The 23,077-nt window shown below is 61.4% G+C and carries 23 protein-coding genes and 1 pseudogene; 19 read left to right on the forward strand and 5 right to left on the reverse strand.

All coding sequences use genetic code 11. The features are described 5' to 3' along the window. On the forward strand, positions 1-746 hold a 746-nt coding region (locus tag BFN67_RS00005; RefSeq protein ID WP_192856738.1), incomplete at its 5' end, for a 2-oxo acid dehydrogenase subunit E2. Positions 747-840: 94 nt separating this feature from the next. After that, positions 841-1,209, forward strand: coding sequence for a hypothetical protein (locus BFN67_RS00010; RefSeq protein WP_080917898.1), 369 nt, complete (start codon positions 841-843; stop codon positions 1,207-1,209). An 8-nt stretch (positions 1,210-1,217) separates the two neighbouring features. On the opposite strand, the gene BFN67_RS00015 is transcribed toward BFN67_RS00010, so the two are convergent. After that, positions 1,218-2,186, reverse strand: a complete 969-nt coding sequence (locus BFN67_RS00015; RefSeq protein ID WP_080917899.1) for a sugar-binding transcriptional regulator — start codon at positions 2,184-2,186, stop codon at positions 1,218-1,220. A 196-nt stretch (positions 2,187-2,382) separates the two neighbouring features. Between BFN67_RS00015 and BFN67_RS00020 the strand changes: the two genes are divergently transcribed. From BFN67_RS00020 to BFN67_RS00040, 5 genes are read left to right on the forward strand one after another with little or no spacing between them, the layout of a single operon-like run. Beyond that, positions 2,383-3,381, forward strand: a complete 999-nt coding sequence (locus BFN67_RS00020) for an ABC transporter substrate-binding protein (protein ID WP_080917548.1) — start codon at positions 2,383-2,385, stop codon at positions 3,379-3,381. A 37-nt stretch (positions 3,382-3,418) separates the two neighbouring features. Beyond that, positions 3,419-5,122 carry an ABC transporter permease gene (locus BFN67_RS00025; RefSeq protein WP_080917549.1) on the forward strand — a complete coding sequence of 568 codons (1,704 nt, stop codon included), beginning with the start codon at positions 3,419-3,421 and terminating at the stop codon, positions 5,120-5,122. Then, positions 5,110-6,189 (forward strand): ABC transporter ATP-binding protein, encoded by a 1,080-nt coding sequence (locus BFN67_RS00030; protein WP_080917550.1) that lies wholly within the window; start codon positions 5,110-5,112, stop codon positions 6,187-6,189. Before BFN67_RS00025 ends, BFN67_RS00030 begins: the two co-directional genes overlap by 13 nt. Before the next feature lie 2 nt (positions 6,190-6,191). Beyond that, positions 6,192-7,358, forward strand: coding sequence for an MBL fold metallo-hydrolase (locus tag BFN67_RS00035; protein WP_080917551.1), 1,167 nt, complete (start codon positions 6,192-6,194; stop codon positions 7,356-7,358). Next, on the forward strand, positions 7,355-8,101 hold the full coding sequence (locus BFN67_RS00040) for a 5'/3'-nucleotidase SurE (protein ID WP_080917552.1): 747 nt from the start codon (positions 7,355-7,357) through the stop codon (positions 8,099-8,101). Before BFN67_RS00035 ends, BFN67_RS00040 begins: the two co-directional genes overlap by 4 nt. Positions 8,102-8,119: 18 nt before the next feature. On the opposite strand, the gene BFN67_RS00045 is transcribed toward BFN67_RS00040, so the two are convergent. Then, on the reverse strand, positions 8,120-8,794 hold the full coding sequence (locus BFN67_RS00045; protein ID WP_080917553.1) for an HAD family hydrolase: 675 nt from the start codon (positions 8,792-8,794) through the stop codon (positions 8,120-8,122). Positions 8,795-8,845: 51 nt separating this feature from the next. Further along, positions 8,846-9,496, reverse strand: coding sequence for a hypothetical protein (locus tag BFN67_RS00050; RefSeq protein ID WP_080917900.1), 651 nt, complete (start codon positions 9,494-9,496; stop codon positions 8,846-8,848). Positions 9,497-9,662: 166 nt separating this feature from the next. On the opposite strand from BFN67_RS00050, the gene BFN67_RS00055 reads away from it, so the two are divergent. The 5 genes from BFN67_RS00055 (at position 9,663) to ptsP (ending at position 14,360) form a co-directional block, all read left to right on the forward strand. Beyond that, complete coding sequence (locus BFN67_RS00055) at positions 9,663-10,100, forward strand: transcriptional regulator GutM (protein WP_080917554.1); 438 nt, start codon at positions 9,663-9,665, stop codon at positions 10,098-10,100. A gap of 31 nt (positions 10,101-10,131) precedes the next feature. Beyond that, positions 10,132-10,893, forward strand: a complete 762-nt coding sequence (srlA, locus tag BFN67_RS00060; protein WP_080917555.1) for a PTS glucitol/sorbitol transporter subunit IIC — start codon at positions 10,132-10,134, stop codon at positions 10,891-10,893. A gap of 15 nt (positions 10,894-10,908) precedes the next feature. After that, positions 10,909-11,910: a PTS glucitol/sorbitol transporter subunit IIB gene (gene srlE, locus BFN67_RS00065; RefSeq protein ID WP_080917556.1), complete on the forward strand. Its 1,002-nt coding sequence runs from the start codon at positions 10,909-10,911 to the stop codon at positions 11,908-11,910. 22 nt (positions 11,911-11,932) lie between these two features. Further along, positions 11,933-12,313: a PTS glucitol/sorbitol transporter subunit IIA gene (locus BFN67_RS00070; protein ID WP_080917557.1), complete on the forward strand. Its 381-nt coding sequence runs from the start codon at positions 11,933-11,935 to the stop codon at positions 12,311-12,313. A 61-nt stretch (positions 12,314-12,374) separates the two neighbouring features. Then, positions 12,375-14,360 (forward strand): phosphoenolpyruvate--protein phosphotransferase, encoded by a 1,986-nt coding sequence (gene ptsP, locus BFN67_RS00075; RefSeq protein WP_080917901.1) that lies wholly within the window; start codon positions 12,375-12,377, stop codon positions 14,358-14,360. Here ptsP and BFN67_RS00080 read toward each other — a convergent pair. Continuing rightward, positions 14,357-15,160 carry a hypothetical protein gene (locus tag BFN67_RS00080; RefSeq protein WP_080917558.1) on the reverse strand — a complete coding sequence of 268 codons (804 nt, stop codon included), beginning with the start codon at positions 15,158-15,160 and terminating at the stop codon, positions 14,357-14,359. The two genes, ptsP and BFN67_RS00080, sit on opposite strands and share 4 nt — an antisense overlap. Before the next feature lie 191 nt (positions 15,161-15,351). On the opposite strand from BFN67_RS00080, the gene BFN67_RS00085 reads away from it, so the two are divergent. The 5 genes from BFN67_RS00085 to BFN67_RS00105 all read left to right on the forward strand — a co-directional run bounded on the left by BFN67_RS00085 (position 15,352) and on the right by BFN67_RS00105 (position 19,611). Next, the gene (locus BFN67_RS00085; RefSeq protein WP_245295128.1) at positions 15,352-16,335 is read left to right on the forward strand and encodes a sugar-binding transcriptional regulator; all 984 of its coding nucleotides are present in this window, start codon (positions 15,352-15,354) and stop codon (positions 16,333-16,335) included. A gap of 155 nt (positions 16,336-16,490) precedes the next feature. After that, positions 16,491-17,330, forward strand: a complete 840-nt coding sequence (locus BFN67_RS00090; RefSeq protein WP_080917559.1) for a transporter substrate-binding domain-containing protein — start codon at positions 16,491-16,493, stop codon at positions 17,328-17,330. 66 nt (positions 17,331-17,396) lie between these two features. Then, on the forward strand, positions 17,397-18,119 hold the full coding sequence (locus tag BFN67_RS00095; protein ID WP_080917560.1) for an ABC transporter permease: 723 nt from the start codon (positions 17,397-17,399) through the stop codon (positions 18,117-18,119). Between the two features lie 9 nt (positions 18,120-18,128). Then, on the forward strand, positions 18,129-18,827 hold the full coding sequence (locus BFN67_RS00100; RefSeq protein WP_080917561.1) for an ABC transporter permease: 699 nt from the start codon (positions 18,129-18,131) through the stop codon (positions 18,825-18,827). Between the two features lie 13 nt (positions 18,828-18,840). Further along, positions 18,841-19,611, forward strand: a complete 771-nt coding sequence (locus BFN67_RS00105; RefSeq protein WP_080917562.1) for an ABC transporter ATP-binding protein — start codon at positions 18,841-18,843, stop codon at positions 19,609-19,611. 17 nt (positions 19,612-19,628) lie between these two features. Here BFN67_RS00105 and BFN67_RS00110 read toward each other — a convergent pair whose 3' ends face one another. Then, the gene (locus BFN67_RS00110) at positions 19,629-20,567 is read right to left on the reverse strand and encodes an NAD(P)-dependent oxidoreductase (protein ID WP_080917903.1); all 939 of its coding nucleotides are present in this window, start codon (positions 20,565-20,567) and stop codon (positions 19,629-19,631) included. Positions 20,568-20,810: 243 nt separating this feature from the next. Between BFN67_RS00110 and BFN67_RS00115 the strand changes: the two are divergent. Then, positions 20,811-21,494 (forward strand): annotated as a pseudogene (locus BFN67_RS00115) (FadR/GntR family transcriptional regulator); the annotation flags it as partial. Positions 21,495-21,523: 29 nt separating this feature from the next. Next, positions 21,524-23,074: an alkaline phosphatase family protein gene (locus BFN67_RS00120; RefSeq protein ID WP_080917564.1), complete on the forward strand. Its 1,551-nt coding sequence runs from the start codon at positions 21,524-21,526 to the stop codon at positions 23,072-23,074. Positions 23,075-23,077: the final 3 nt, after the last annotated feature.

The raw sequence follows: 23,077 nt of genomic DNA on the forward strand, positions 1-23,077 counted from the left end.
CTGACGATGCGGTGTTGAAGCTGTTCGAGGATGGCTCCTACGAACTTGTGCCGCATGACAATATGCGCAAGACGATTGCGCGGCGGCTGGTCGAGGCGAAATCCACCATCCCGCATTTCTATCTGACGCTCGATTGCGAACTGGATGCGCTGCTGGCCTTGCGAAAACAACTCAATGGCGCGGCCCCGATGAAGAAGACCGAGCATGGCGAGGTTCCCGCCTACAAGCTTTCGGTCAACGACCTGATCATCAAGGCGATGGCCATGGCTTTGATGGCGGTGCCGGATGCCAATGCGTCCTGGACCGAAAGCGCCATGGTCAAGCACAGGCATGCCGATGTCGGCGTTGCGGTTTCCATTCCCGGTGGGCTGATCACGCCGATCGTGCGCAAAGCCGACGAGAAAAGCCTGTCGGCGATCTCCAACGAGATGAAGGACATGGCCAAACGCGCGCGCGAGCGCAAGCTGAAGCCGGAAGAATATCAGGGCGGCACGACAGCCGTCTCCAATCTCGGCATGTTCGGCATCAAGGACTTTGCCGCCGTGATCAACCCGCCGCATGCGACGATCCTGGCGGTGGGTGCGGGCGAGGAGCGGCCTGTGGTCAAAAATGGCGAGATTGCCATCGCCACCGTGATGTCGGTGACGCTTTCGACCGACCATCGCGCCGTCGACGGGGCGCTGGGCGCCGAACTGCTCGGGGCCTTCAAGCGCCTCATCGAAAACCCCATGGCCATGCTGGTGTGAGGAAATAACGGGAAAGCGCCTTGCCAGTGAAATTATCCCGGCCCATCATTATATCGATCGAGTGTGGAACTTGTTCGCGCCCATGGAGGAAAAGATGCCTGCTTTCCGTCCTTCTGAAGTGAGGAACCTGGTTTCCAAGGTCATGGGCGCCTCGCCGGCCGATATCAGGCTGGTGGCGCGGCGCTTGCATGACCACGCCTTCGAGGCCCGCATGTCCGGGCCGGAGACGAGAACATTCGTGTCGGAACTGGGGTATGAAAGCCTGGAGGCGTTTTGCGCCGATATCGGCCTGCCGCCGCACATCGCGGAGCGGTGGGACCGCTTCGGCGTTTCGGGTGAGATGCGGCAGGTGTTCGCATTGCTTGCAGCCCAGCGCAAGCGCATGGCCGAGGCAATCAACGAGTTCGAGGCGATGACCCATGTCGGCATCGACGATTTTTTGCGCGAACGCGGATTGATCTGAGCCTGTGATTAATCGCAGAGTGCGGCGGCGGTCCGGCTGTCTGTAATCAGCACTTTTGCATTCACTGCTTTCAGTGCCGCGCGCATGGCCGTGACCTTGTGCATTCCGCCAGCCGCCAACACTACATTGGGCACGGTGGCCACGATGTCGAGGCCGATGGCCATGATGCGCTCGTTCACCTCATGCTCGACCAGCCTGCCTTCGGCATCGACGAAGTATGAGAGCATGTTGGCAACGGCACCCTTGGCTGCCAGCGAAGGGATCAGGGACGGCGGCACGATACCGTAGCGGAACACGGTAGCGCCGGGTGAAATCTCACCGACGGTGAGCAGAGCGATATCGGCGCGTGAGGCGCGTTCGCGCACGTCCTTCAACTCAGGTTGCGCCCATAGGAGATCGCGCAATGCCGGGGCGTGAACGACGACGGGCGCGGGAAGCTGGTAGCTGTCGATGCCATAGACATCGGCCACCTTGGCGGCGACAATCGACGGATTGATCCATTGCGAGTGCGGCAGGCTACCGACCAGCGCCACCACGGCCGAACCGCGTAGCTGCCGCCGTACAAGAAAGGCAAGGCTGGCGTGCAGGGTCGCGCCGCCGCCGATGGCGAGTGTCGTGCCGTCTCGCATGGTCTCGCCGAGATAAGTCGCGATGGCGTGGCCGATGGCCTTTTCCAGATGTTCGTCACCTGACGGCGTGGGCACGACGATGGCCGTATCCAGTCCCCAACGCCGTTCCAGTTCGCGTTCCAGCGCGATCTGCTTTGTCGTCTGTGCGTTGATCGTGGTTACGACGATGCCTTCGGCCTGGCACGCGGCCAGCGTGCGCATGACCTTGACGCGATTGACGCCGAGTTTTTCGGCGATCTGTTCCTGCGTCAGGCCTTCGACGTAATAGAGCCACGCCGTCTTGACGTTGATGTCGGACGAAACCAGTGGGACATGCCCGCCGGCCTTGTCGACTTTGTCGTTCGCCATGGAGCCCTCCCGCTTGGTGCCCGCTCTCCGGACGCTTTTCACTGTAAACTTGTTCATTTGTATTTGACAACAAACAAATGAACATATCAAATGAGGTTGGCGTTATGTCATCTACCGGTCATATCCGCCATGCAGGGAGGAGCAGGTTGCGCCATTGGAATTGGCGCGATCTTGCACAAAGGAATCAGGAGGTCTCATGAAGACGCACATCATCAAGCGGCTGGCGGGGCAGGTCGCGCTCGCGGCATTACTGGGTTCGGGGCTCTTTGCCGGCGCAGCGCATGCCGAAACGCTCACGCTCTACACTTCGCAGCCGGAAGCCGACGCGACCAAGACGGTAGATGCCTTCGAGAAGGCCAATCCGGGTATCGATGTAAATATCTACCGCTCCGGAACCAGCGATATCCTCACCAAACTGGCGGCAGAATTTGCCGCCAACAGTCCGCAGCCGGACGTGCTTTTGATTGCCGACGCGGTGAGCATGGAACTGCTCAAGAAGGATGACCGGCTGATGCCGTATCCGGAAGCCAAGCTGGATGGTATCGAGCCGAGCGCCTATGACGCCGACAAGACCTATTTCGGCTCCAAGCTGATCACTACCGGCATTGCCTACAATACCGGAGCGAAGGAAAAGCCGCAGCATTGGGCCGATCTTACCAAGCCCGAATACAAGGACGGGCTGGTCATGCCGAGCCCGCTCTATTCAGGTGCGGCCGCCTATCTGCTTTCCGGCTTCGTGCTCAACCCGGATTACGGCTGGGACTATTTCGAGAAGCTCAAGGCCAACAACACCATTGCCGTGCGCGGCAACGGCGCGGTTTTGAAGGCTGTCGCCAGCGGTGAGAAACCCTATGGAATTCTGGTCGATTTCATGGCCATGCGCGCCAAGAAGAAAGGATCTCCTATCGATTTCGTCTTCCCCTCGGAAGGTGTTTCGGCGGTGACGGAACCGGTGGCCATTCTCAAGACCGCCAAGAACGTCAAGGGTGCGAAGGCCTTTGTCGATTTCATCCTTTCCGATGAAGGACAGAAGCTGGCGCTTTCCATGGGCTATCTGCCGGCCAGGGCTTCGGTCGGACGGCCCGACTGGCTGCCGGAGGGCGTGAAGGTCAAGGTCATGGCCTTCGATACCAAGGCGATCGTCAGCGAGACCGACGCCGACAAGGAAAAGTTCGGGAAACTGTTCGGCGGCTGAGGCTGAACGGCACGGCGGAGGCTCAGGGAAACTCGTCATGTTTACCCGCGTGAAGGAAAGTCGGGGCCAGGAACTGGTCCTGACGGTGGCTGTTGTTGCGGTCATCGCGCTGCTTTCGCTGTTGCCGATGCTGCGCCTGCTCAAGGAGCTTGTCCTGCCAGGTGGTACGTTCTCGACCGCCGCGATCAGGGCAGCACTGGCCGGCGATGCGGCGTGGATCGCGACATGGCACACACTGGTTGTCGGTATCGGCGGCACCCTGCTTGCGGTGCTGCTTGGCGCAAGCGTGGCCTTGCTGGTCACGCTGACCGATATGCGCGGCCGCAGTGGCTTCGTGCTCTGCTATGTGATGCCCTTGATGATCGCGCCGCAGGTGACGGCGCTGGCTTGGCTGCAATTGTTCGGCCCGGCCAGTCCCTTCCTCAAGCTCATTGGCATGGCCCCGCCGCTCGGTACCCGAAATCCGCTCTATTCGGCCAGCGGCATCATCCTTCTGCTGGGCATCCAATATGGCCCGCTGGTGTTCCTGCTGGTAAGGGCCGGTCTGCGCAAGCTGCCGCGCGAACTGGTCGAGGCGGCGCGGGCGGGTGGCGCCGGTTGGTTCACGGTGTTGACCACGGTCGTGCTACCCTTGATGACTCCTTCCATCGTGGCCGCGGCGGCACTGGCTTTCGTGTCCTGCGTCGGCAATTTCGGCATTCCGGCCTTTCTTGGCATTCCCGCCAACTATCTCGTGCTGCCGACATTGATCTACCAAAAACTCGCCGGCGGCGGACCGGCGGTATTGGGCGAAACGGCTTTTCTTTCGGTGTTGATCGGCGTTATCGCCATGACCGGCATCGTGGCGCAGGACGTGATGAGCCGGCGGCGCGATTTCCGCATCGCCACCACATCGCTGCCTGCCGAACCGTATGAACTCGGGCGCTGGCGGCTGCCGGTGCAGACGGCCATGTGGCTGGTCATTTTGATGATCCTGGTCCTGCCGCTGTTCGGCCTGCTGCTCACCTCGCTGGTGCCCGGCTACGGCATTCCGCTCAGTATGGAGACGGCGACCCTGGACAATTACCGTTTCGTGCTGTTCCAGCATGAGGCCGCCGGCCGCGCCTTCTTCAACAGCTTCTATCTCGCTTTGGGGACCGCTTTGTTCGCTGTGCTTGTCGCGGTGCCGATTGGCTATCTGGTCGCCTGGAGCAAGCACAAATGGGTGCGCTTCATCAACCTTTCGGTCGAGCTGCCCTATGCACTCCCCGGCGTGGTGATGGCGATCGCGGCCCTGCTTCTGTTCCTGCGGCCGATCCCGTTCACCGGCATCCATATCTACAATACGGTCTGGATCATCCTCTATGCCTATCTCGCCCGTTTCCTGGTGCTGGCGCTGAGACCGACGGTTGCCGGCTACCACCAGATCGACCGGACACTGGAAGAGGCCGCGCAGATCGCCGGCGCCGGCCTGTTCATGCGGCTGAGAACCATTGTCTTCCCGATGGTGGCGCCGGCGGCCATAGCCGGCGGGCTTTTGATCTTCATGACCGCGCTGAGCGAACTGACCGTTTCGGCGCTGCTATGGTCGTCGGGTGCCGAAACCATCGGCGTGGTGATGTTTTCCTTCGAGCAGGGCGGTAATTCCACTTATGCGGCGGCGATGTCGGCCATCATGGTCGTGGTGACATTCGTGCTGATGCTGGCGACCAATCTGCTTGCCCCCTACCTTCCGAACGGAGTGCTGCCATGGCGGGACTGAAAATCAGCCGGGCGACCAAGTCCTTCGGCGACTTCGACGCAGTCAAGGATGTCTCGATCGAGGTGAAGGATGGCGAGTTCCTCGCCGTGCTTGGCCCCTCCGGTTGCGGCAAGACCACGCTTTTGCGGCTAGTCGCCGGCTTCGAAAAGCTGACGTCCGGTGAAATCCACATTGGCGACAGGCTGGTTTCGGGTTCGCAGGGCAGCGTTCCGCCCGAGAAGCGGCGCGTCGGCATCGTCTTCCAGAACTATGCCCTTTGGCCGCATATGACTGTGGCGCAAAATGTCGGCTATGCGCTGAAGGTAGCCAAAGTGGACAAGGCCGAGGCCCGGCGCAAGGTGGCCGAGGCATTGGCGCTGGTGAACCTCGAAGGGTTGGCTGATCGACGACCCGCTAATCTTTCCGGTGGTCAGCGGCAGCGCGTGGCGCTGGCGCGTTGCCTCGTGGCGGCACCCTCTCTGGTTCTGTTCGACGAGCCGCTTGCCAATCTCGACGTGCATCTGCGCGCCTCCATGGAGGACGAGTTCGCCGCCTTCCACAAGCGCACTGGCACGACGATTGTATACATCACTCACGACCAGGCCGAGGCAATGGCACTGGCCGACCGCATCGCTGTGATGGATGGTGGACGCCTTGCCCAACTTGCAGCGCCGCGCGACCTCTTCCGCGAACCGGCCAGCGCGATGGTCGCCTCCTTCATTGCGCAGGGCATGGTGTTGTCGGCCAAGGCCCTGACCGCAGCCGAAGCCGGTCACGCGCGCGTCGAGGTACTGGGGCAGGAGGTGGTTGTTCGCTGCCGACCCGGCGAACGCCCGCGCGAGGCGGCGAAAATCTGCATCCGCTCGTCCGATCTTGAAATCGTGGGCGACAAGGGCGGCGGCTTCGACGGCACCGTGGTTCGCGCAATCTACAAGGGCGGCACGGCGCGCATCGAATTCGCGCCAGCATCCGATGCCGACACGCATCTTCATTTCGATCAGTCCGAACCTATCGGCCTCGACAGTGGATCGGCGATCCGCATGCGCATCAAATCGGGCTGGCTCATTCCCAACGAACCGGCGGTGTAGCCATGCATATCGACCTGCTCGGCGGTTTCGGCGAAAAGGGCCGGACCAGCATCGCCGTCGCGAATGGCGGCCGGCGTCTTGTGTTCGATCTTGGCATCAAGGTCGGCGCACATGGCGCAGACTATTACCCGGCCATCGCAGGACCGCTTGACGGCGTCGAGGCTGTGCTGATTTCGCACGCGCATGAGGATCATGTCGGTGCACTGAGCTGGCTGCTGGCAAAGGGCTATCGTGGCCGCATCCTGATGACCGCCGAGACCTGCGAACAGGCTCCCGCCACGCTCGCCGACTATGCCGATGCTCAAGACCTGCGCGCGTTTCCCTTTCCGCGAGATAGGATCGAGATTTTCGAGCCGGGCCAGAGCCTGACATTTGGTGACATCGACGTGACGACCGGCCGCTCGGGCCATGTCGCCGGTGGTGTCTGGTTCGCCATTGAAAGCGCTGGAAACCGGCTTGTCTATAGTGCCGATGTCGTGCCGCACAGCAGTGTCTTTGTTATGGACCCGATCCCAAGCTGCGATCTTCTTCTGCTCGATGCCTCCTATGGAGCAGACCCGGTGTCCGGGCAGGCGCGCGTCGAAGCGATCCGGAGTTGGATTGCTGCGCATGCCGGTGGCTGTCTCTTACCGACGCCACTTGCCGGGCGCTCGTTGGAATTGATGGCGGCGATAGAAGGCCGTTTCGCCATTCATGCGGCGATGCGTGCATCACTGGACGCGCAGATCGCGGTAGGGGACGCCCTGTTGCCTGGCGTTGGCGCGGAATTGCGCAAGCGACTGGCGGCTGCAATCGACTGGCGCAATGGCGAGCCATTGCCGGATTGTCCGCTTCTGGCGGACGATGGCATGGGGCGGGCCGGTCCGTCCGCTCGTTTGATCCCGTTGGCGGATGAAAAGGGCCTGCCGATCCTGCTCACGGGTCATTTGCCGTCCGGCACGCCCGGCTGGGTCCTGCACGAGAAGGGCAGGGCCGACTGGATTCGTTTGCCGACACACCCGACGCTTTCAGGCAATGTTGCGATATGGGAGCAAGCGGGGCGACCGGTTACGCTCGGCCATTCCTGCGGTCTTGAGGACCTCGAATCGCTTGCTGCTCATATCTCCACTCTTCGAACCGATTGCCGGACGGGCGACAGCGTACCCCTGCCGCGAGGAGAAAAGCCATGAGGATACTGCTCGCCAACGACGACGGCATTGCCGCACCCGGTTTGGCTCTTCTGGCCGAAGCCGCGAGCCTGGTCAGTGACGATATGTGGATTGTGGCGCCTGAGAAGAAGCATACCGCTGCCGGTGCGTCCCTGACCATGGCCCAGCCCATCTCCATGACAAAACTTGGCGAACGGCGCTATTCCTGCTCCGGCCGCCCGGCGGACTGTATGGTCGCGGCTTTCACATGGCTCTTCGCCGAAGGAGGCAAGCCCGACCTCGTGCTGGCTGGGGTCAATGACGGGCGCAATGTGGCGGAGGACCTCGCTTATTCCGGCACACTCGGCGTTGCGCGGGAGGCAACCTTCTGGGGCGTTCCCGCTGTTGGCTTTTCGCGGGTGAAGAACCCGGCTGATTTGGCTGGCGACAAGGATTGGCTGGCGCGTTTGATCCGCTCTTTATGGGAAACGCGCGGTGAATGGGCGCTGGAAGGCAACTGGCTCAGTGTCAATCTGCCGAAAACTTTGCCTGCCGAAATCCGGCAGACGCGCATCGGGCGTGACAAGATTGCGCGTCGCGCCGAAGTCGTGGAGAGCGAAGGCGACCGCACCGTGATTGTCGTGCCGCGCGGGCGCGCGCACGTCATGACACCGGGCGACGAGAACAGCGCCATCGAGGCCGGGGTTGCGACCGTCAACCGGCTGAACTGGTTTGGCGAAACGCGGCTTGAAGACCGCTTTGTCACGGCGATCCAGCAGGCTTGAGATCGTCGCTTCCGGTTGTCAGAGCCGGAAGCCGAGTTCCCTTAGCCGGGTGCCAATCTCAATCCAGTCGGCGCAAACGGCAGTGGCGCCGCGTGCCAGAAGCTTATCGCCATGTCCGGGGAAGATATGGCCGCCGCCAATATAGCCGATGGCTATCATGCCGGCCGCGGTCGCGGCTTCGACGCCGAACGCCGAATCCTCAATGACGACGCAATCCTTCGGCTGCGTGCCCATCTGGCCGGCCGCATGCAAAAAGATGTCGGGCGCCGGCTTGCCGCGCTTGACCATGGATGAGGAAAAGATCGCATCGCCGAAATAGGGTGCGAGACCAGTCACTTCGAGACTGTGATGAATGCGCTCCAGCGAGGATGAGGAGGCAACGCAGCGGCGGGCGGAAAGATGTTGAAGGAAGGAAACGAGGCCCGGTGTCGGACTGAGTCTGTCGGAGAACAGTTGCTTCGTTTCGGCCCAGATATCGCCATCGGCTTGGGCCGGAAACTGGTGGCCGGTCAGTTCCTTGATGCGGGCGATGATGTCGGCCTGCTTCATCCCGACGCATTGGCCGATAACCTCGCCGGTCACGCCGCTCATGCCGTGTCTTTCATAAACACGCTCATAGGCAAGGGCTGCCAGCGGTTCGCTGTCCACCAGAACGCCGTCACAGTCGAAGATGATGAGTTGCGGATTGGTCACGAATGCTCCGATCGATAGTTCGCATGTCGCTACCGGTAAAGACGCCGATGTTCAAGGGTTGGCGGCACCGATTGTCGGCTTGTCGGGCGTGAGGCCGTTCAAGGCACGTTGCATGGCGCTTCGCGACGTTGCGTGAGCGGGTGCGATCCAGTTCGGCTCGCCGCCGAGGAAGCGGTCGAGGAAGGCGACGGCATAGGCCGGCATTTCCCTGACATTCTCGCGATAAGACCACCAGACGCGCAGATCATCGGCGCATTTGTCGAGCGCTGGCGCCTGGTCGAATTCCTGCTCATGAACGGCTGCGACCACGGCAACGCAGTAATTGGTATAGAGGAAGCCTTCCGGCCAAAATTTTATGATCTCCGCTGTGACCAGGCTTTGTGGTGCCTCTGGCCTTGCATCTTCGTGGAGGACCGCCGTTGCCGGATTGCGCCGGATCAATTCGCACAGCACCATTCCGGCCGCGAAGATGATGAAATCGGCTCGATCGACAGACGCCAGCCGCTTGTCAGTTTCGAGCGTTTCGATCCAGTCGAGGAAGGCAGCGGTCAGCCGGGATTCATCGATCTTGTAGCCGACGCCATAGGTTGCGGTGATCGCGCTGGCATTGGCGCGGAAGGTGGAACGGAACCAGCGCAATCGCCTGAGGCGATGCCGGAGATCCGGCATGCGGGCCAATTCGTCCTTGAAGCGCAAATCCATGCCGGCTTCCTTTCCGCCATTCACGCGGCGATACTAGCACGCCCGGCAGGCCTGCCGCATAGGTCAGCTTAACTATACATATTGACACGAAAAAAAACAAATGTTCTCTAATTGATGCTTGCCGCGCCGCGTGTTGCGTGACCGGCGAGTCCGGGAGGAAGGTCTGATGGCTATCTGGCAATGGGCACTTTTGTGCCTTGTGGTGGCGTGGCTCATCCAGTCGGTCGGCGTCTGGGTCCAGATGCGGCACTATTCCGATGTCTTCAAAGGCATTACTCAGAAATACGCGGATGGTTTCGTCGGAGCGGGGCAGGTTCGTGGTCGCTTTGCCAAGGGCACCATTGCGATGATCGTGGTGACACCGGACCTGACGGTACGGCGCCTGATGACGATGAGTGGACGCTCGGTCTTTGCCAAGTTCAGACGCCACGAGGCGTTCGAGGGCATGACGCTTGAACGCATCCGCACCAATCCGGCCATTCTGGACGCGAAGGACAAGGGGATGGCGGAAGCTATCCGCAAGGCGGTCGAGCAGATCGACCGGGTGAGGACCGACCCTGAGAGGCGACCGGGCCTCACGGGGCTGAAAACGGCAAACACGTAAAGGGACCCGCAGAGCGGCTTAAGGAGGAGAAATGTCTGTCTTTTCATTGTTGGCAGGGCATGCCGACATGACCATGCAGCACCTGCATGTTGCAGGTGCCATGGTCTCGGATGCCGCCTTACACGGTAAGCTCGCCGTCGAACACGCGGCGGATCATCTGGTGGTTCTGGCGCAGGACGACACCGGCAAGATGACAGTGGACCAGTTTCGCGAGAAGTTGAAGGAACTGCCGCAGGAGGAGCAACTCGGCTGGTTGACCACCGCCGGCAAGTATTTCATCGGCATCTTCCAGAAGGGTGGCGAGGTCTTCGCCGGCTTCGTCACCGGCATCATCCCCACGCTTGTCGTGCTGATGACGGCATTCTACGCCATTACCGAACTGGTCGGCGAGGAGCGGGTGCACGGCGTGGCGCGCGGCGCCGGGCGCATCGCGCTCACCCGCTACACGATTCTGCCGGTACTGGCCGTTTTCTTCCTGACCAATCCGATGGCCTACACATTCGGCTCGTTCCTGGAAGAGAAGCACAAGCCGGCTTTCTACGATGCGGCTGTTTCCTATGTGCATCCGCCGCTCGGTCTGTTCCCGCATGTGAACCCCGGCGAATATTTCGTCTGGGGCGGTATTCTCGTCGCCCTGCTGGAATTGGAAAAGAAAGGCGCCGTTGCCTCCGGCTATCACATCCAGGTGGCGATCTGGTACGCGGTCGTCGGTCTTGTGGTCATCCTGTTCAAGGGCATCCTGACCGAGCGCATCACAGCCATCATGGCGCGCCGTCAGGGCGTCGATCTATAAAAGCGGGAGGACAGAATGGCCAAGAGCTATAAAGCCGTAAAGATTTCCCGCGGCCCCAACGGCTGGGGCGGACCGCTTGTCATCCAGCCTACCGAGCAACGCAACAAGGTGGTGTCGGTCACTGGTGGTGGCATCCACCCCGTCGCGGCGCGAATCGCCGAATTGACCGGCGCCGAGGCGGTGGACGGTTTCCGCGCCCCGCCGATCGAAGGCGAGATGGCGGTGGTGGTCGTCGATTGCGGCGGCACGGCGCGTTGCGGCGTCTATCCGCGTAAACGCATCCCCACCGTTAATCTTGTCTCGGTCGGACAGGCCGGCCCGCTGGCGCAGTTCATCACCGAGGACATTTATGTCTCGGGCGTGAAGCCGGATAATATCGTCATGGCCGACGGGTCCGAGCCGGCAACAACTGCCGGAGCCGCATCCGCCTCGCAGATCACGGCTCCCGCCGCGGCCAAGCCGGTTCCGCCGCCAAGCGAAGGCGGCATAGTCGGGCTAATCAGCAAAATCGGCCGAGTCATGGGCCGCGTTGTCGGCATCTTCTTCAATGCCGGTCGCCGCACCATCGACCAGGTGGTGCGTAACGTGCTGCCCTTTATGGCCTTCGTGACGATGCTGATCGGCCTGATTCTCTACACAGGCATCGGCGACGCGCTGGCGCAGCCGATGGGGCCGCTGGCCAACAACATCGTCGGCCTGCTGATCCTGTCGGCCATCTGCGGCCTGCCGTTCCTGTCACCGATATTGGGGCCGGGTGCGGTCATCGCCCAGGTGATCGGCGTCGCCATTATCGGGCCGCAGATCGCCAACGGCACGATTGCGCCCGCCATGGCTCTGCCGGCGCTGTTTGCCTACAATACCCAGGTCGGCTGCGACTTTATCCCGGTTGGGCTGGCGCTTGGCGAAGCCAAACCCAAGACGATCGAGATCGGGGTCCCGGCGGTGCTGTTCAGTCGCCAGGTCATGGGACCGATATCCGTGCTGCTTGCATGGATTGTCAGCCTGATCGTGCTTTAGCAAAGGAAAGGAGGTTCGCCGCATGACGGTTCTTTTGAGGACACGGGTCACGGAGATCGGCCCCGAAGTGGCGGACCTCGCCGAAGGCGGCGTGGTCATCCTGTTTGCGGACGGTTCGCCGCCCGAACTGGCCGAGGTTTCGGTGCTGCACAAGGTGGAGGAGGGGCCGAGCGCGGGTGCGCCGGGTGTCGGGGCTTCCATTGTCATTGGCGCTGTGTCGGCGACTATCACCGCGATTGGCGCGACCGCCTGGGACAAGGTGCAGGAAATGGGTCATGTGGTGATTTCCTTCAACGATGCCGCAAACGCCGAGCGGCCGGGTGAAATCTGTGCGTCGGCGGTCGAGACCGAAAAACTCGTCGCCGCGTTGCAGCAGGACGCGGTCATCACAATTTCGGCGTGACGGACACCCATGACAGAGCGCCGCCTTGAAAGCGGCGATAATCGAGATCAGAGAATTGCAAATGGAACGCTCGACGATCGTCAGAGTGCATGAAGGTTTGCACGCCCGTCCCGCCACCCGCTTCGTCAAGCTCGCCAAGAGTTTCGAATCGGATGTCGAGATCGAGAAGGGTGGCAAGGCAGTGAGCGCCAAGAGTTCAGTCAAGCTGATGCTTCTCGGCATCAAGGAAGGGCAGGAGGTCACGGTCCGGGCGAACGGCGCCGACGCCATCGAAGCCATCGAGGCTCTGATCGGTTATCTGGAGAACCCGAAATCCGGGCTGGACAATGAGAGCGCGGCCATTGCGAAAGATGTCCCGGCGGACGAAGCTTCTGTTGATGGCAAGGCCGTGACGACACAACCGTCAACCCAACCGCCTGGCGATCTGCGCGGCATCGGCGCCAGCGAAGGCGCATATCTAGGACCAGCCTTTGCCTATTTTCCGCTTCGCGTCGAGGCTGAGCCGCGCTCGCTGGCCAATGACGAGATCGAGCCGGAACTCGAACGCTTCGCGCGTGCCGTTGATGCGGTGCGCGCCCGCATGGATGCTTCCCTTGCTGAAGAGGCGCTGGCCGAAGGCGACCGGGGGATCGTCGCCGCTTTGCGCGACATTGCCGGAGATGAAACGCTGATCGGCGACACGGAAGCTGCAATTCGCAAGGGCAGCGATGCTGTGTCGGCAGTGATCGCGACCAGCACGCAACTGGCGGCCGCCTTCGGCGCTGTCGAAGATCCCTATCTCAATGCCCGCGCCGACGACATGCAGGCGGTTGGCCGGCAAATCTGCCTCGCGCTGCTGGGGCAGGAGGATGTGGGCCTCGAACATATTCGGCAGGGTGCGGTGCTGATCGCGGACGATATCGGCGCCTGGGATCTCGCCCGTGCACCGCTCAAGCATATCGGCGGCATCGTCTGCGGCCATGGCGGCTCCACTTCGCATATCGCCATCATTGCGCGCTCGCACGGTATTCCGGCGGTTCTGGGGCTTGGCGAACGGGTGAAGGAACTGGCCGCCGCACGTGAAATTGCGATCGACGGCAAGAGCGGCCGCATCGTTGCCGATCCGGACGAGACGGTGCGCTGCGAGTTCGTTCGCCGCCGCGATGAGGCCATGCGCGAGCGTGATGCGCTCGCCGCCTTCAAGGGCATTGTACCGAAACTGGCCGACGGCACGGTGATCGAAGTGGCGGCCAATATAGGCTCGCTGGAGGAGATCGAGGCGGCGCAGGAAGCCGGCGCCATGGGCGTCGGCCTGTTTCGCACCGAGCTTCTGTTCATGCGGCACATGCACCTGCCTTCCGAGGACATGCAGGCTGAGACTTATGGCGCGCTGGCGCGTGCCTTCGCACCACATCCCGTCATTGTGCGCACGCTCGACATTGGCGGCGACAAGCCGGTCGCCGGCGTCGAGTTTCCCGATGAGGAGAATCCATTTCTTGGCTGGCGCGGCATCCGCATGTGCCTGGACCGGCCCGATATCTTCAAGCGACAGTTGCGCGCACTGCTGCGCGCCGGTATTCACGGAAATCTGAAAGTCATGCTGCCGATGGTTTCCGACATTGGCGAGGTGCGCCGCACAAAGATATTGATCGATGAATGCGCGACCGAACTGGCGCGCGAAAGCGTGCCGTTCACGCGTTTCGATCTCGGCGTGATGATAGAAACGCCGGCGGCGGTGCTGATCGCCCCGATGCTGGCGAAGGAAGTATCGTTCTTTTCCATCGGCACCAACGATCTCACGCAATATGTCATGGCTGCCGATAGGCTGAACCCGACGGTGGCCAATCTCAATGATGTCACCAATCCGGCTGTCATGGCGGCCATTGAAATGACGGTGAACGCGGCCAAAGCGGCCGGCATCATGGTGGGCATGTGCGGCGAGGCTGCCGGCAGACCGGATTTGATCCCGGCCTTTATCCGCATGGGGCTCACCGAGCTTTCGATGAGCCCGGCCTCTATACCGCGCGCCAAAAAGCGGATTGCCGAACTGACGGCAGAAGCTGGTTAGGGAAGATGGGTCAGCAGCATGGCGAACAGCACCGTCAGTTCGCTCTGCGGATCGGCGCTGTCGCAGGCCTGGACTACGCGCTCGCTGCGCGCATCGATGGCAAGAACCGCCATGTCGATCAGGTCGGGTGCCTCATTGCCGTCCGGATCGACGGAGGCGAGGCCGCATGCCAGCGCCACGGGTGCCAGGCAGGCAACGGCATCGTTACGGGCAATTTCGTCTGCCATGGGCGAGGAAAGCGCCGCCGGTGCTGTGCGCAGTGGCCTGTGGGTCAGAAATTCACCAAGCAGAGCTGCGCTGAGTTCGGCGGCCAGCGAAACCTTTTCTGCCCACCCCATGTCTGCATCCTGCATAGCGAGCAGCGGCTGATGGCGTCGGCGCATGGCGGCATGAATAGCGACGAAATCAGCTTCGTGCACACGAACATTTACGAGTTTGCGGCGCGCGAGCATCATGCGGGTGAGACTGTACATGTCACGCCGAAAGGCGCGCTCGGCATCAAGGCCGCTTTGGCCGTCGGCGGGAAAGTAAGCAGCAAAGCCTTTGGGTCGATGCGTATTGCCGGAATGCGTGCGCGGCACCAGTGTTTGCGCCAATCCCATTGCATCGTCGAAAGCGCTGATGGCATGACCGAGCAGCCCTTCGATTTCCCGACGCGGGAAGAATGGCCTCGCCCGCGCCGTTTCGCCCGATCTTTCCACTGCCGGGCTGTCATGCCGGTGCTGGCGCACGACATGCCGCACATCGCGCAGCCGGTCCTTGAGATTGACACGGACTTCCTCGGAGATTTCACGCAGCATCTTGATTCGCCTACAATTGAAGGGGCGTCTGGAACTGACGGCGCGTCCCAACTGACTGTGCGATTGTCGCCACCACGCATTGACCGTCAATAGGCGATCTTGCGTCGGGCGGTAGAATCGTTAACGCTCAAGCCGGATTTTGGGAGACTGTGGGCTTGGCAAGACATTCGCGGCGAAATGGCGGTTCCGCGGTGGTCGATGGGACGGCGAATGTATCCGGCTCGAATGGCGAGGGCCGTAGCGACCGGCTGCGTATTCGTGCGGCCTGGATGTATTTCATCGAGCAGATGACGCAAAACGAGATCGCCGAGGTGCTTGGCGTCGGTCGTGTCACGGTGGTGCGCATGCTGGCCGAAGCGCGGGCGCGCAATGAAGTGCGCATCGCGATTGAAAGCGAACTTGGCGAGATCGTCAGCCTGGAACGGGCGCTGGAACGGACCTTCGGGCTTCAACAGGCATTGGTTGCGCCGCTTTCGACGCCTGAGTCCGACCCTATCCCGGCAATCGCCGCCCGCACCGGCGCGTTTGTCTCCGAGACGATGCGTTCGGGCATGCGGGTCGGTGTCGGCTGGGGGCGCACGCTGTTCAGCAGCCTGCCTTTCATCGGCGCTCATACGTTGAGCGACTTCAAGGTGATCTCTCTGCTTGGCGGCGTAGGCGTGGCGCGCCAGATCAACCCGGCGGAATTTGCCTGGCGATTCGCCCAGGCATTCCAGGGCGATGGCTATCTTATCCCCACGCCAGCCGTGGTGGACAGCGTCGAAACCAAGCAGGCGCTGGTCGAGCGCTGCGGGCTGCAGGAGCTTTTCCGCATGGCCGATACCCTGGATGCGGTCCTGGTCAGTATCGGCGGTATCGCTTCGGCCACGACGTTCTATCGTGGCGGCTTTCTAACCGAAGCCGAGCGCGAGGCGCTGGTGGCGCGTGGCGCGGTGGGCGACCTTCTGTTTCATTTTTTCGATCGAAACGGCGATCTGGTCGGTCATCCCATCAACAGGCTGGTGATGTCGGTCGAGGTGGATCGGCTACGCAAGACGCCAATCCGTATTCTCACCTCGGGCGGGCAGGAAAAGACCGAGGCGCTGCTGGGCGCCATGAACCTGATCGCGCCGACCGTGCTGATTACCGATGAGCACAGCGCAAGGCGCATGCTGGACGCGCAGGCCCCGACATGAGAGTTTTGGCAAGTTTGTGCTTGCGCGCCAAACGGCAAATCATATGGTAGCCGTATCGACCATCCCGCGTTCCTGACGAGACCGGAACCGGCAAGCCGGCACAGACCGGTATGTCGTGGTCGCAGGGGCTTTTGAATTCTGGAGGAGACAATTCGATGAAATTGAACGCGTTTGCCATTTCCGGTGCGCTGGCCTTGGCCGTGCTGGCCACGCCAGCCGCGGCGAAAGACTGGAAGACCGTCACCATCACGCTTGAGGGTGCCTACGCCCCCTGGAACATGACCAACGCCGACGGCACGCTCGGCGGTTTCGAGCCGGAACTCGCCAAAGTGCTGTGCGAGCGTGCGAAGGTCGAGTGCAAGCTCGTCGCCTCCGACTGGGACGGCATGATCCCGGCGCTCAATGCCGGCAAGTTCGACATGATCATGGATGCGCTGTCGATCACCGAGGATCGCAAGAAGGTGATCGACTTCACCATCCCCTATGCGGCGACACCGGCCGGTTTTGCCACCGCCAAGGACAGCCCGCTGGCGAATGCCGCCGGCACCGGCACCGAGGTCCACATGGACGTCGGCCAGACTGGCGTGAAGGAAGTCGAGGCGATGAAGGAGGCCTTCAAGGGCAAGACCATCGGTATCCAGGCGGCGACCGTCTATTCAAAATTCGTCTATGACAATTTCGGCAAGGATTCGACCATCCGCGAATACAAGACCGGCGCCGACCGCGATCTTGACCTACAGAACGGCCGCATCGATCTCGGCTTCGACGATACGGTCTATTTTGCCAGTGCCATCGAGGCGGCGAAAGGCGAACTCGTCTATACCGGCCCCGACATTGTCGGCCCGATCTGGGGCGCGGGCGAGGGGCTTGGCGTGCGTAAATCCGACACCGACCTTCGCGATATGTTCAGCGAGGCAATCAAGTCCGCGCTTGCCGACGGAACGGTGAAGAAACTTTCCGAAAAGTGGTTCAAGATCGACGTTTCGCCACGCTGAGAGACCCAATCCGCGCCGCCGCTGGAGCTTTGGCGGCGCGGTTTGGTGATGGAGGAGGCGCTTTGAATGGCGACGCTTGAAGTGCTCGGCTTCGGTGAGAATGGTTGGGGAGCATTGCTGCTCGTTGCGGCAGGGGTGACGCTGGCCGTCACGGCCGCCGCACTCGCGATCGGTGCCGTATTGGGCACCATCGTTGCGGCGGCGAAACTGTCGCATAGCCGATTGCTCAACTTTCTCGGCCACCTTTACACCACCATCTTTCGCGGCGTGCCGGAACTGCTCATCATCTACCTGATCTATTTCGGCGGTTCGAGCGCGGTGACGGCGGTCGGCAAGGCGATGGGTTATCAGGGCTTTCTCGGCCTGCCTTCGTTTCTGGCCGGCGCCTTTGCCGTCGGCGTCATTTCAGGCTCCTATCAAGCCGAGGTTTTTCGCGGTGCCTATCTTGCCATTTCCAAAGGCGAACTGGAGGCGGCATCGGCCATCGGCATGCATCGTGGCCTGCGGCTGCGGCGCATTATCATGCCCCAGGTTCTGCGCTATGCGTTGCCGGGTATCAGCAATGTCTGGCAACTCAGCCTCAAGGATTCGGCGCTGGTCTCCGTGACGGGGCTGGCCGAACTGATGCGCACAAGCCAGGTGGCGGCCGGTTCGACGCGGCAGTATTTCCTGTTCTTCGTGGTTGGTGGTTGTCTTTACCTGATCCTGACAAGCCTTTCGGACCAGATATTCAACCGCGCGGAGCGGCGTGCCAATCGTTCCATGCCTTCGGCCATGGGCCAGGTTTGAGCACGACCGATGGATTTCGCCTTCCTGTCAGAAACGACGATGACATTGCTGGCGGCGGTGCCGACAACATTGGCTCTGTTTTCATTGTCTGTCGCGATCGGCGGTTTGCTGGCACTGCTGATCGTGTGGATGCGTGTCGGCGGCAATCCCGTCCTGTCCGCTTTTGCCAAGGGGTACATCTTCGTGTTTCGCGGCTCGCCGCTTTTGATCCAGATGTTTCTCGTCTTTTACGGGCTCGCCCAGTTCAAGGTGATTCGCGACGGCCCGTTATGGCCGCTGTTGCGCGAACCCTTTGTCTGTGCGGTGTTGTCGCTCGCTTTATGCACCGCAGGTTACTCGGCGGAAATCTTTCGCGGCGGCATTCGTTCGGTTTCGCCGCGCGAAATTGAGGCGGCGCGCTCGATCGGCATGTCGGGTTTTCTTCTGGTGCGCCGTATCATCGCGCCGATTGCTTTCCGCTACGCGCTGCCGTCCTATTCGACCGAGGTGGTGCTGATGATGAAGTCCACCTCGCTCGCCAGCCTGGTTACGGTCTGGGAGGTGACGGGCGTGGCGCAGCGACTGATCTCGCATAGCTATCGCACCATGGAAGTGTTCCTGTGCGCGGCGATCATCTATCTGATCCTTAATTTCATCGTGCTGCAGGCCATGGCGCTGCTGGAGCGGTCGCTATCGAAACACCTGCGCGCACCACCTGTGAAACCCTGAACACGGAGCCATCATGCCAGGTGTTACACGGCTTTCCGTCCGCGACATTCGCAAGAGCTTCGGCGCGCATGAAGTGCTGAGCGGCATCTCGCTCGAGGCGCAAGACGGCGATGTCATTTCAGTGCTCGGCGCCAGCGGGTCGGGTAAATCGACCTTTTTGCGCTGCATCAATCTTCTGGAAATTGCCGATGCCGGAGAGATCTGGGTCGATGGCGAGCAGATCCGAATGATCCACGGCAGCGGCAGGAGCCGCCCGGCCAGCCAGAAGCAGGTCGATCATATCCGCTCGGAACTCGGCATGGTGTTCCAGTCGTTCAATCTCTGGTCGCATATGACCATCCTGCAGAACATCATCGAAGGGCCTGTGCATGTGCTGAAGCGGCCGCGTGCGGAAGCTGTATCGGAGGCCGAGGCTCTGCTTGAGAAGGTCGGTATTGCCGACAAGCGTCACGTCTATCCTGCGCATTTGTCCGGTGGTCAGCAGCAGCGTGCGGCGATTGCTCGGGCGTTGGCGATGAAGCCCAAAGTCATGTTGTTCGACGAACCGACCTCCGCGCTCGATCCCGAACTGGTCGGCGAGGTGCTCAGGGTAATGCGGGCGTTGGCCGAGGAGGGCATGACCATGCTGGTGGTCACGCATGAAATGAGCTTCGCGCGCAATGTTTCCAACCGTGTCGTCTTCATGCGTGAAGGTCTGGTCGAGTGCACGGGAACGCCTGACGAAATGTTCGGCGATGGCGCATCACCTGCCTTTCGCCAATTCATCGGTCATTTCGCAAACTAAGTTGACGGCGACCGTCGTCAGGCTTTGGGCCTCTCCGTCCCACCGGTCTCGGGCGACAGATCCACGCCATTGAGCTTGCCGATATGAGTTGCCAGCATCGGGATATGTTCCTTCCCGCCGCCCATGGCGACAACGCCGGCAAACGCGTTCTTGGCGGCGTTGCCGAGCGGATTGGCGATGCCGGCGGCATCCGCCATCGATTCCAGATAGGTCAGATCCTTCAAGCCATTAGCCATGGAGAATTTGTGCGCCTCACGGTCGCCTTCGAGCGTCCAGCGCATGAAGGTCTGATAGAAGCCGCAATCCATTCGTCCGCCGCGGATGACGCTGTCGAAGCGCGTCGGGGAAATGCCAACCTTTTGCGCCAGCGCAAGGGCTTCCGCATAGATCGCGGCATAGCCCAGCGATATGAAGTTGTTCAGGAGCTTCATGCGGTGGCCGTCTCCGGTGCCGCCAATATGGACGACGCGGCCGGCCCATGTTTCCAACACTGGCTTCAGGCGCGCGAAGGTTTTGTCCGACGCACCGACCATGGTGTCGAGCATGCCTTCCCAGGCTTCCTTGGGCGTGCGGCTGAGCGGTGCGTCCACCATCTCGACACCGATGGTGGCGAGGTCGGCCGCCAGCGCCATCGTCGAGACAGGATCGGAGGTCGAGCAGTCCACCACCAGTGAGCCGGGCTTCAAACCATCCTTCAACCCATCCGGGCCACGCACGATTGCCTCGACTTCACGCGAATCGGTGACGCACAGGAACACGATGGTGGATTGCTCCGCGACCTCGCGGCTCGTTGCGGCTTCCCTGGCGCCTCGTGCCAGCATGTCTTCGGCCGATTTGCGGTTCTTGCGGCCAAGAAAGGTCAGCGGGTAGCCCTTTTCGACGATATTCTTGGCCATGCCGTGTCCCATGAAACCCAGGCCGATGAATCCGATACGTTCGCTCGAAGCCGCAACCATGTTTGCTTTCCTGTCCGTTGAAGAGAATATGCCGGCCATGTTAAGCGAAATCGTGCGGGCTTGTCGCCCTTTTGTCAGATGATTGCGCTGCGTGGCTTGACAGTTTGCGCCGTGATGGCTTTCTGGCGGGAGGGTGTCGCGACTTGCCGCCTATAGTGCTTGGGGATGCGGCAGACGCATGATGAGGGCAGGATGGCGAGAAAGCAGCCGGTAGTTTCCCGCACTCGGGATAGTAGGGCCGGAAAGTCGAGCGTGCATGCACAACTCGCTAACGAGATCGGCCTGAGAATTGTGCGCGGTGATTATCCGCCTGGCTCCATATTGCCGAATGAGGCGCAGTGGTCTGAAACCTTCAATGCCAGCCGCTCCGCCGTGCGCGAGGCGATCAAGATGCTGATGGCCAAGAGCCTGTTGGCCTCGCGGCCCAAGATCGGCAGCCGTGTCGAGCCGCGTGAGCGCTGGAACCTGCTCGACCGCGATGTGTTGGCCTGGTATGCGTCGTCACCGGATCGGGAGGCCTTCCTCAAGGCGGTGCAGGAATTCCGTCACATCATCGAGCCGGAGGCCGCGGCATTGGCCGCCACGCGCCGCACCGACGAGCAGATGGATGAAATTAGCCGAGCCTGCCGCGAGATGGGAGCCGCTGTGACCCTGGAGGAGCGCACGGGTGCCGATACCCGCTTCCATCTGGCGATTCTGCGCGCGTCAGGCAATGACCTTCTGGTGCCGCTCGGTGTTTTGATCGAATCGGCCTTCTCCCATCTTTTTCTCTATGTGACGCGCGAAGGTGACGATCTCGACGCCGCCCAGAAACTGCATGAGAGCATTGAGCGCAATATCCGGCTTGTCCGCCCGGAAGCCGCGCGGCGGGCGGTACGCAAGCTCTTGGCCAATACCGACAAGGTCGTCGAGCGCGGGCCGGAATAGCCACAATTTCAGGGAAACGGAAAGAGACCATGACAGAGCGGCCGAATGTGCTGTTCATTTGCGCGGACCAATGGCGAGCCGACTGCATCTCGACGCTCGGCCATCCCAATGTCCGCACGCCCAATCTCGACGCGCTGGCTGCCGATGGCGTTCTGTTCAGGAACCATTTCGGCCAATGCACGCCTTGCGGTCCGTCGCGCGCCAGCGTGCTGACCGGTCTCTATTTGATGAACCATCGATCGGGCCGCAACGGTACACCGCTCGACGATCGCCACACCAATCTGGCGCTGGAAGCGCGCAAGGCGGGATATGAACCGGCGCTGTTTGGCTATACGGATACCAGCATCGACCCGCGCGGGCGCCATCCGAACGACCCGGTGCTGACCGGCTATGACCGCGGCGTGCTGCCGGGCTTCGTTACTCCGCTCCACCTGCCGGACGATATGGGCGCGTGGATCGCCGATCTGACCGCCAGGGGATATAATCTGCCGAACGGTCGGCACGACGCCTTCCGGCCACGCCAGCCATTCGACAAGCCGGCCGATCGCGGCTTTCGCTATATTCCGACGATCTTTCCCGCCGAGCACAGCGAGACGGCCTTTTTGACCGACAGCTTCCTGAAATGGTTGGCTGAGCGGCGAGACAGGCCGTGGTTCGCGCATTTCGTCTTCTATCGGCCGCACCCGCCACTGATTGCGCCCGAGCCTTACAACGCCATGGTCGATCCGAAGGATGTGGCGCTGCCGGTGCGTGCCGCCTCGGTGGGGGAGGAGAAAAGCCAACATCCGCTTCTTGCCTATGAACTTGATCGGATCAGCGAGCCGGGCCGCTATGACGAGCACAGTCCGCTCGATCCGGTTTTGGCAGGCGATCTCGAAATCCGCCAGATGCGCGCAGCCTATTTCGGCCTGATCGCGGAAGTCGATCATCATCTTGGCCGCATTATCAAGCATCTCAAGGCGACCGGTGAGTATGACAGGACGTTGATTGTCGTCACCAGCGATCATGCCGAGATGCTGGGCGGGCATCATGTCTGGGGCAAGGAAATCTATTTCGATCAGGCTTTTCATCTGCCGCTGGTGATCCGCGACCCGCGACGGGTGGGGGACACGACGCGCGGCCGCCAAATCGAGGACTTCACCGAGGCGGTGGACATCATGCCGACCATTCTGGACTGGTTGGGGCAGCCGGTGCCGCGTGCTTGCGACGGTCGTTCGTTGCTGGAACTGATCGAGGGGCAACAACCGACCGACTGGCGCGACGCCGTCTTTTTCGAGCACGATTTCCGCACTGTGAAGGCACAAAGGGCCGAGGGTGCTCTTGGCCTGTCCTCGGACGAGTGCAGCTATGCGGTAATCCGCGACGCGCGCTACAAATATGTGCATTTCGCGGCTTTGCCGCCGCTGCTGTTCGATCTGGCGGAAGACCCGCACGAGATGAACAACCTCGCCGATCGCGCCGAAATGGCTGGTACAGTGCTGCGCTATGCGCAAAAGATGCTGAGTTGGCGGCTAATCCATGCCGAGCGCAGTCTCACCAATATGCAATTGACCTCCGACGGCGTGTTTTCCCGACCTTAGCTG

Source organism: Manganibacter manganicus (assembly GCF_002075885.1).
GTDB lineage: Bacteria > Pseudomonadota > Alphaproteobacteria > Rhizobiales > Rhizobiaceae > Mesorhizobium > Mesorhizobium manganicum.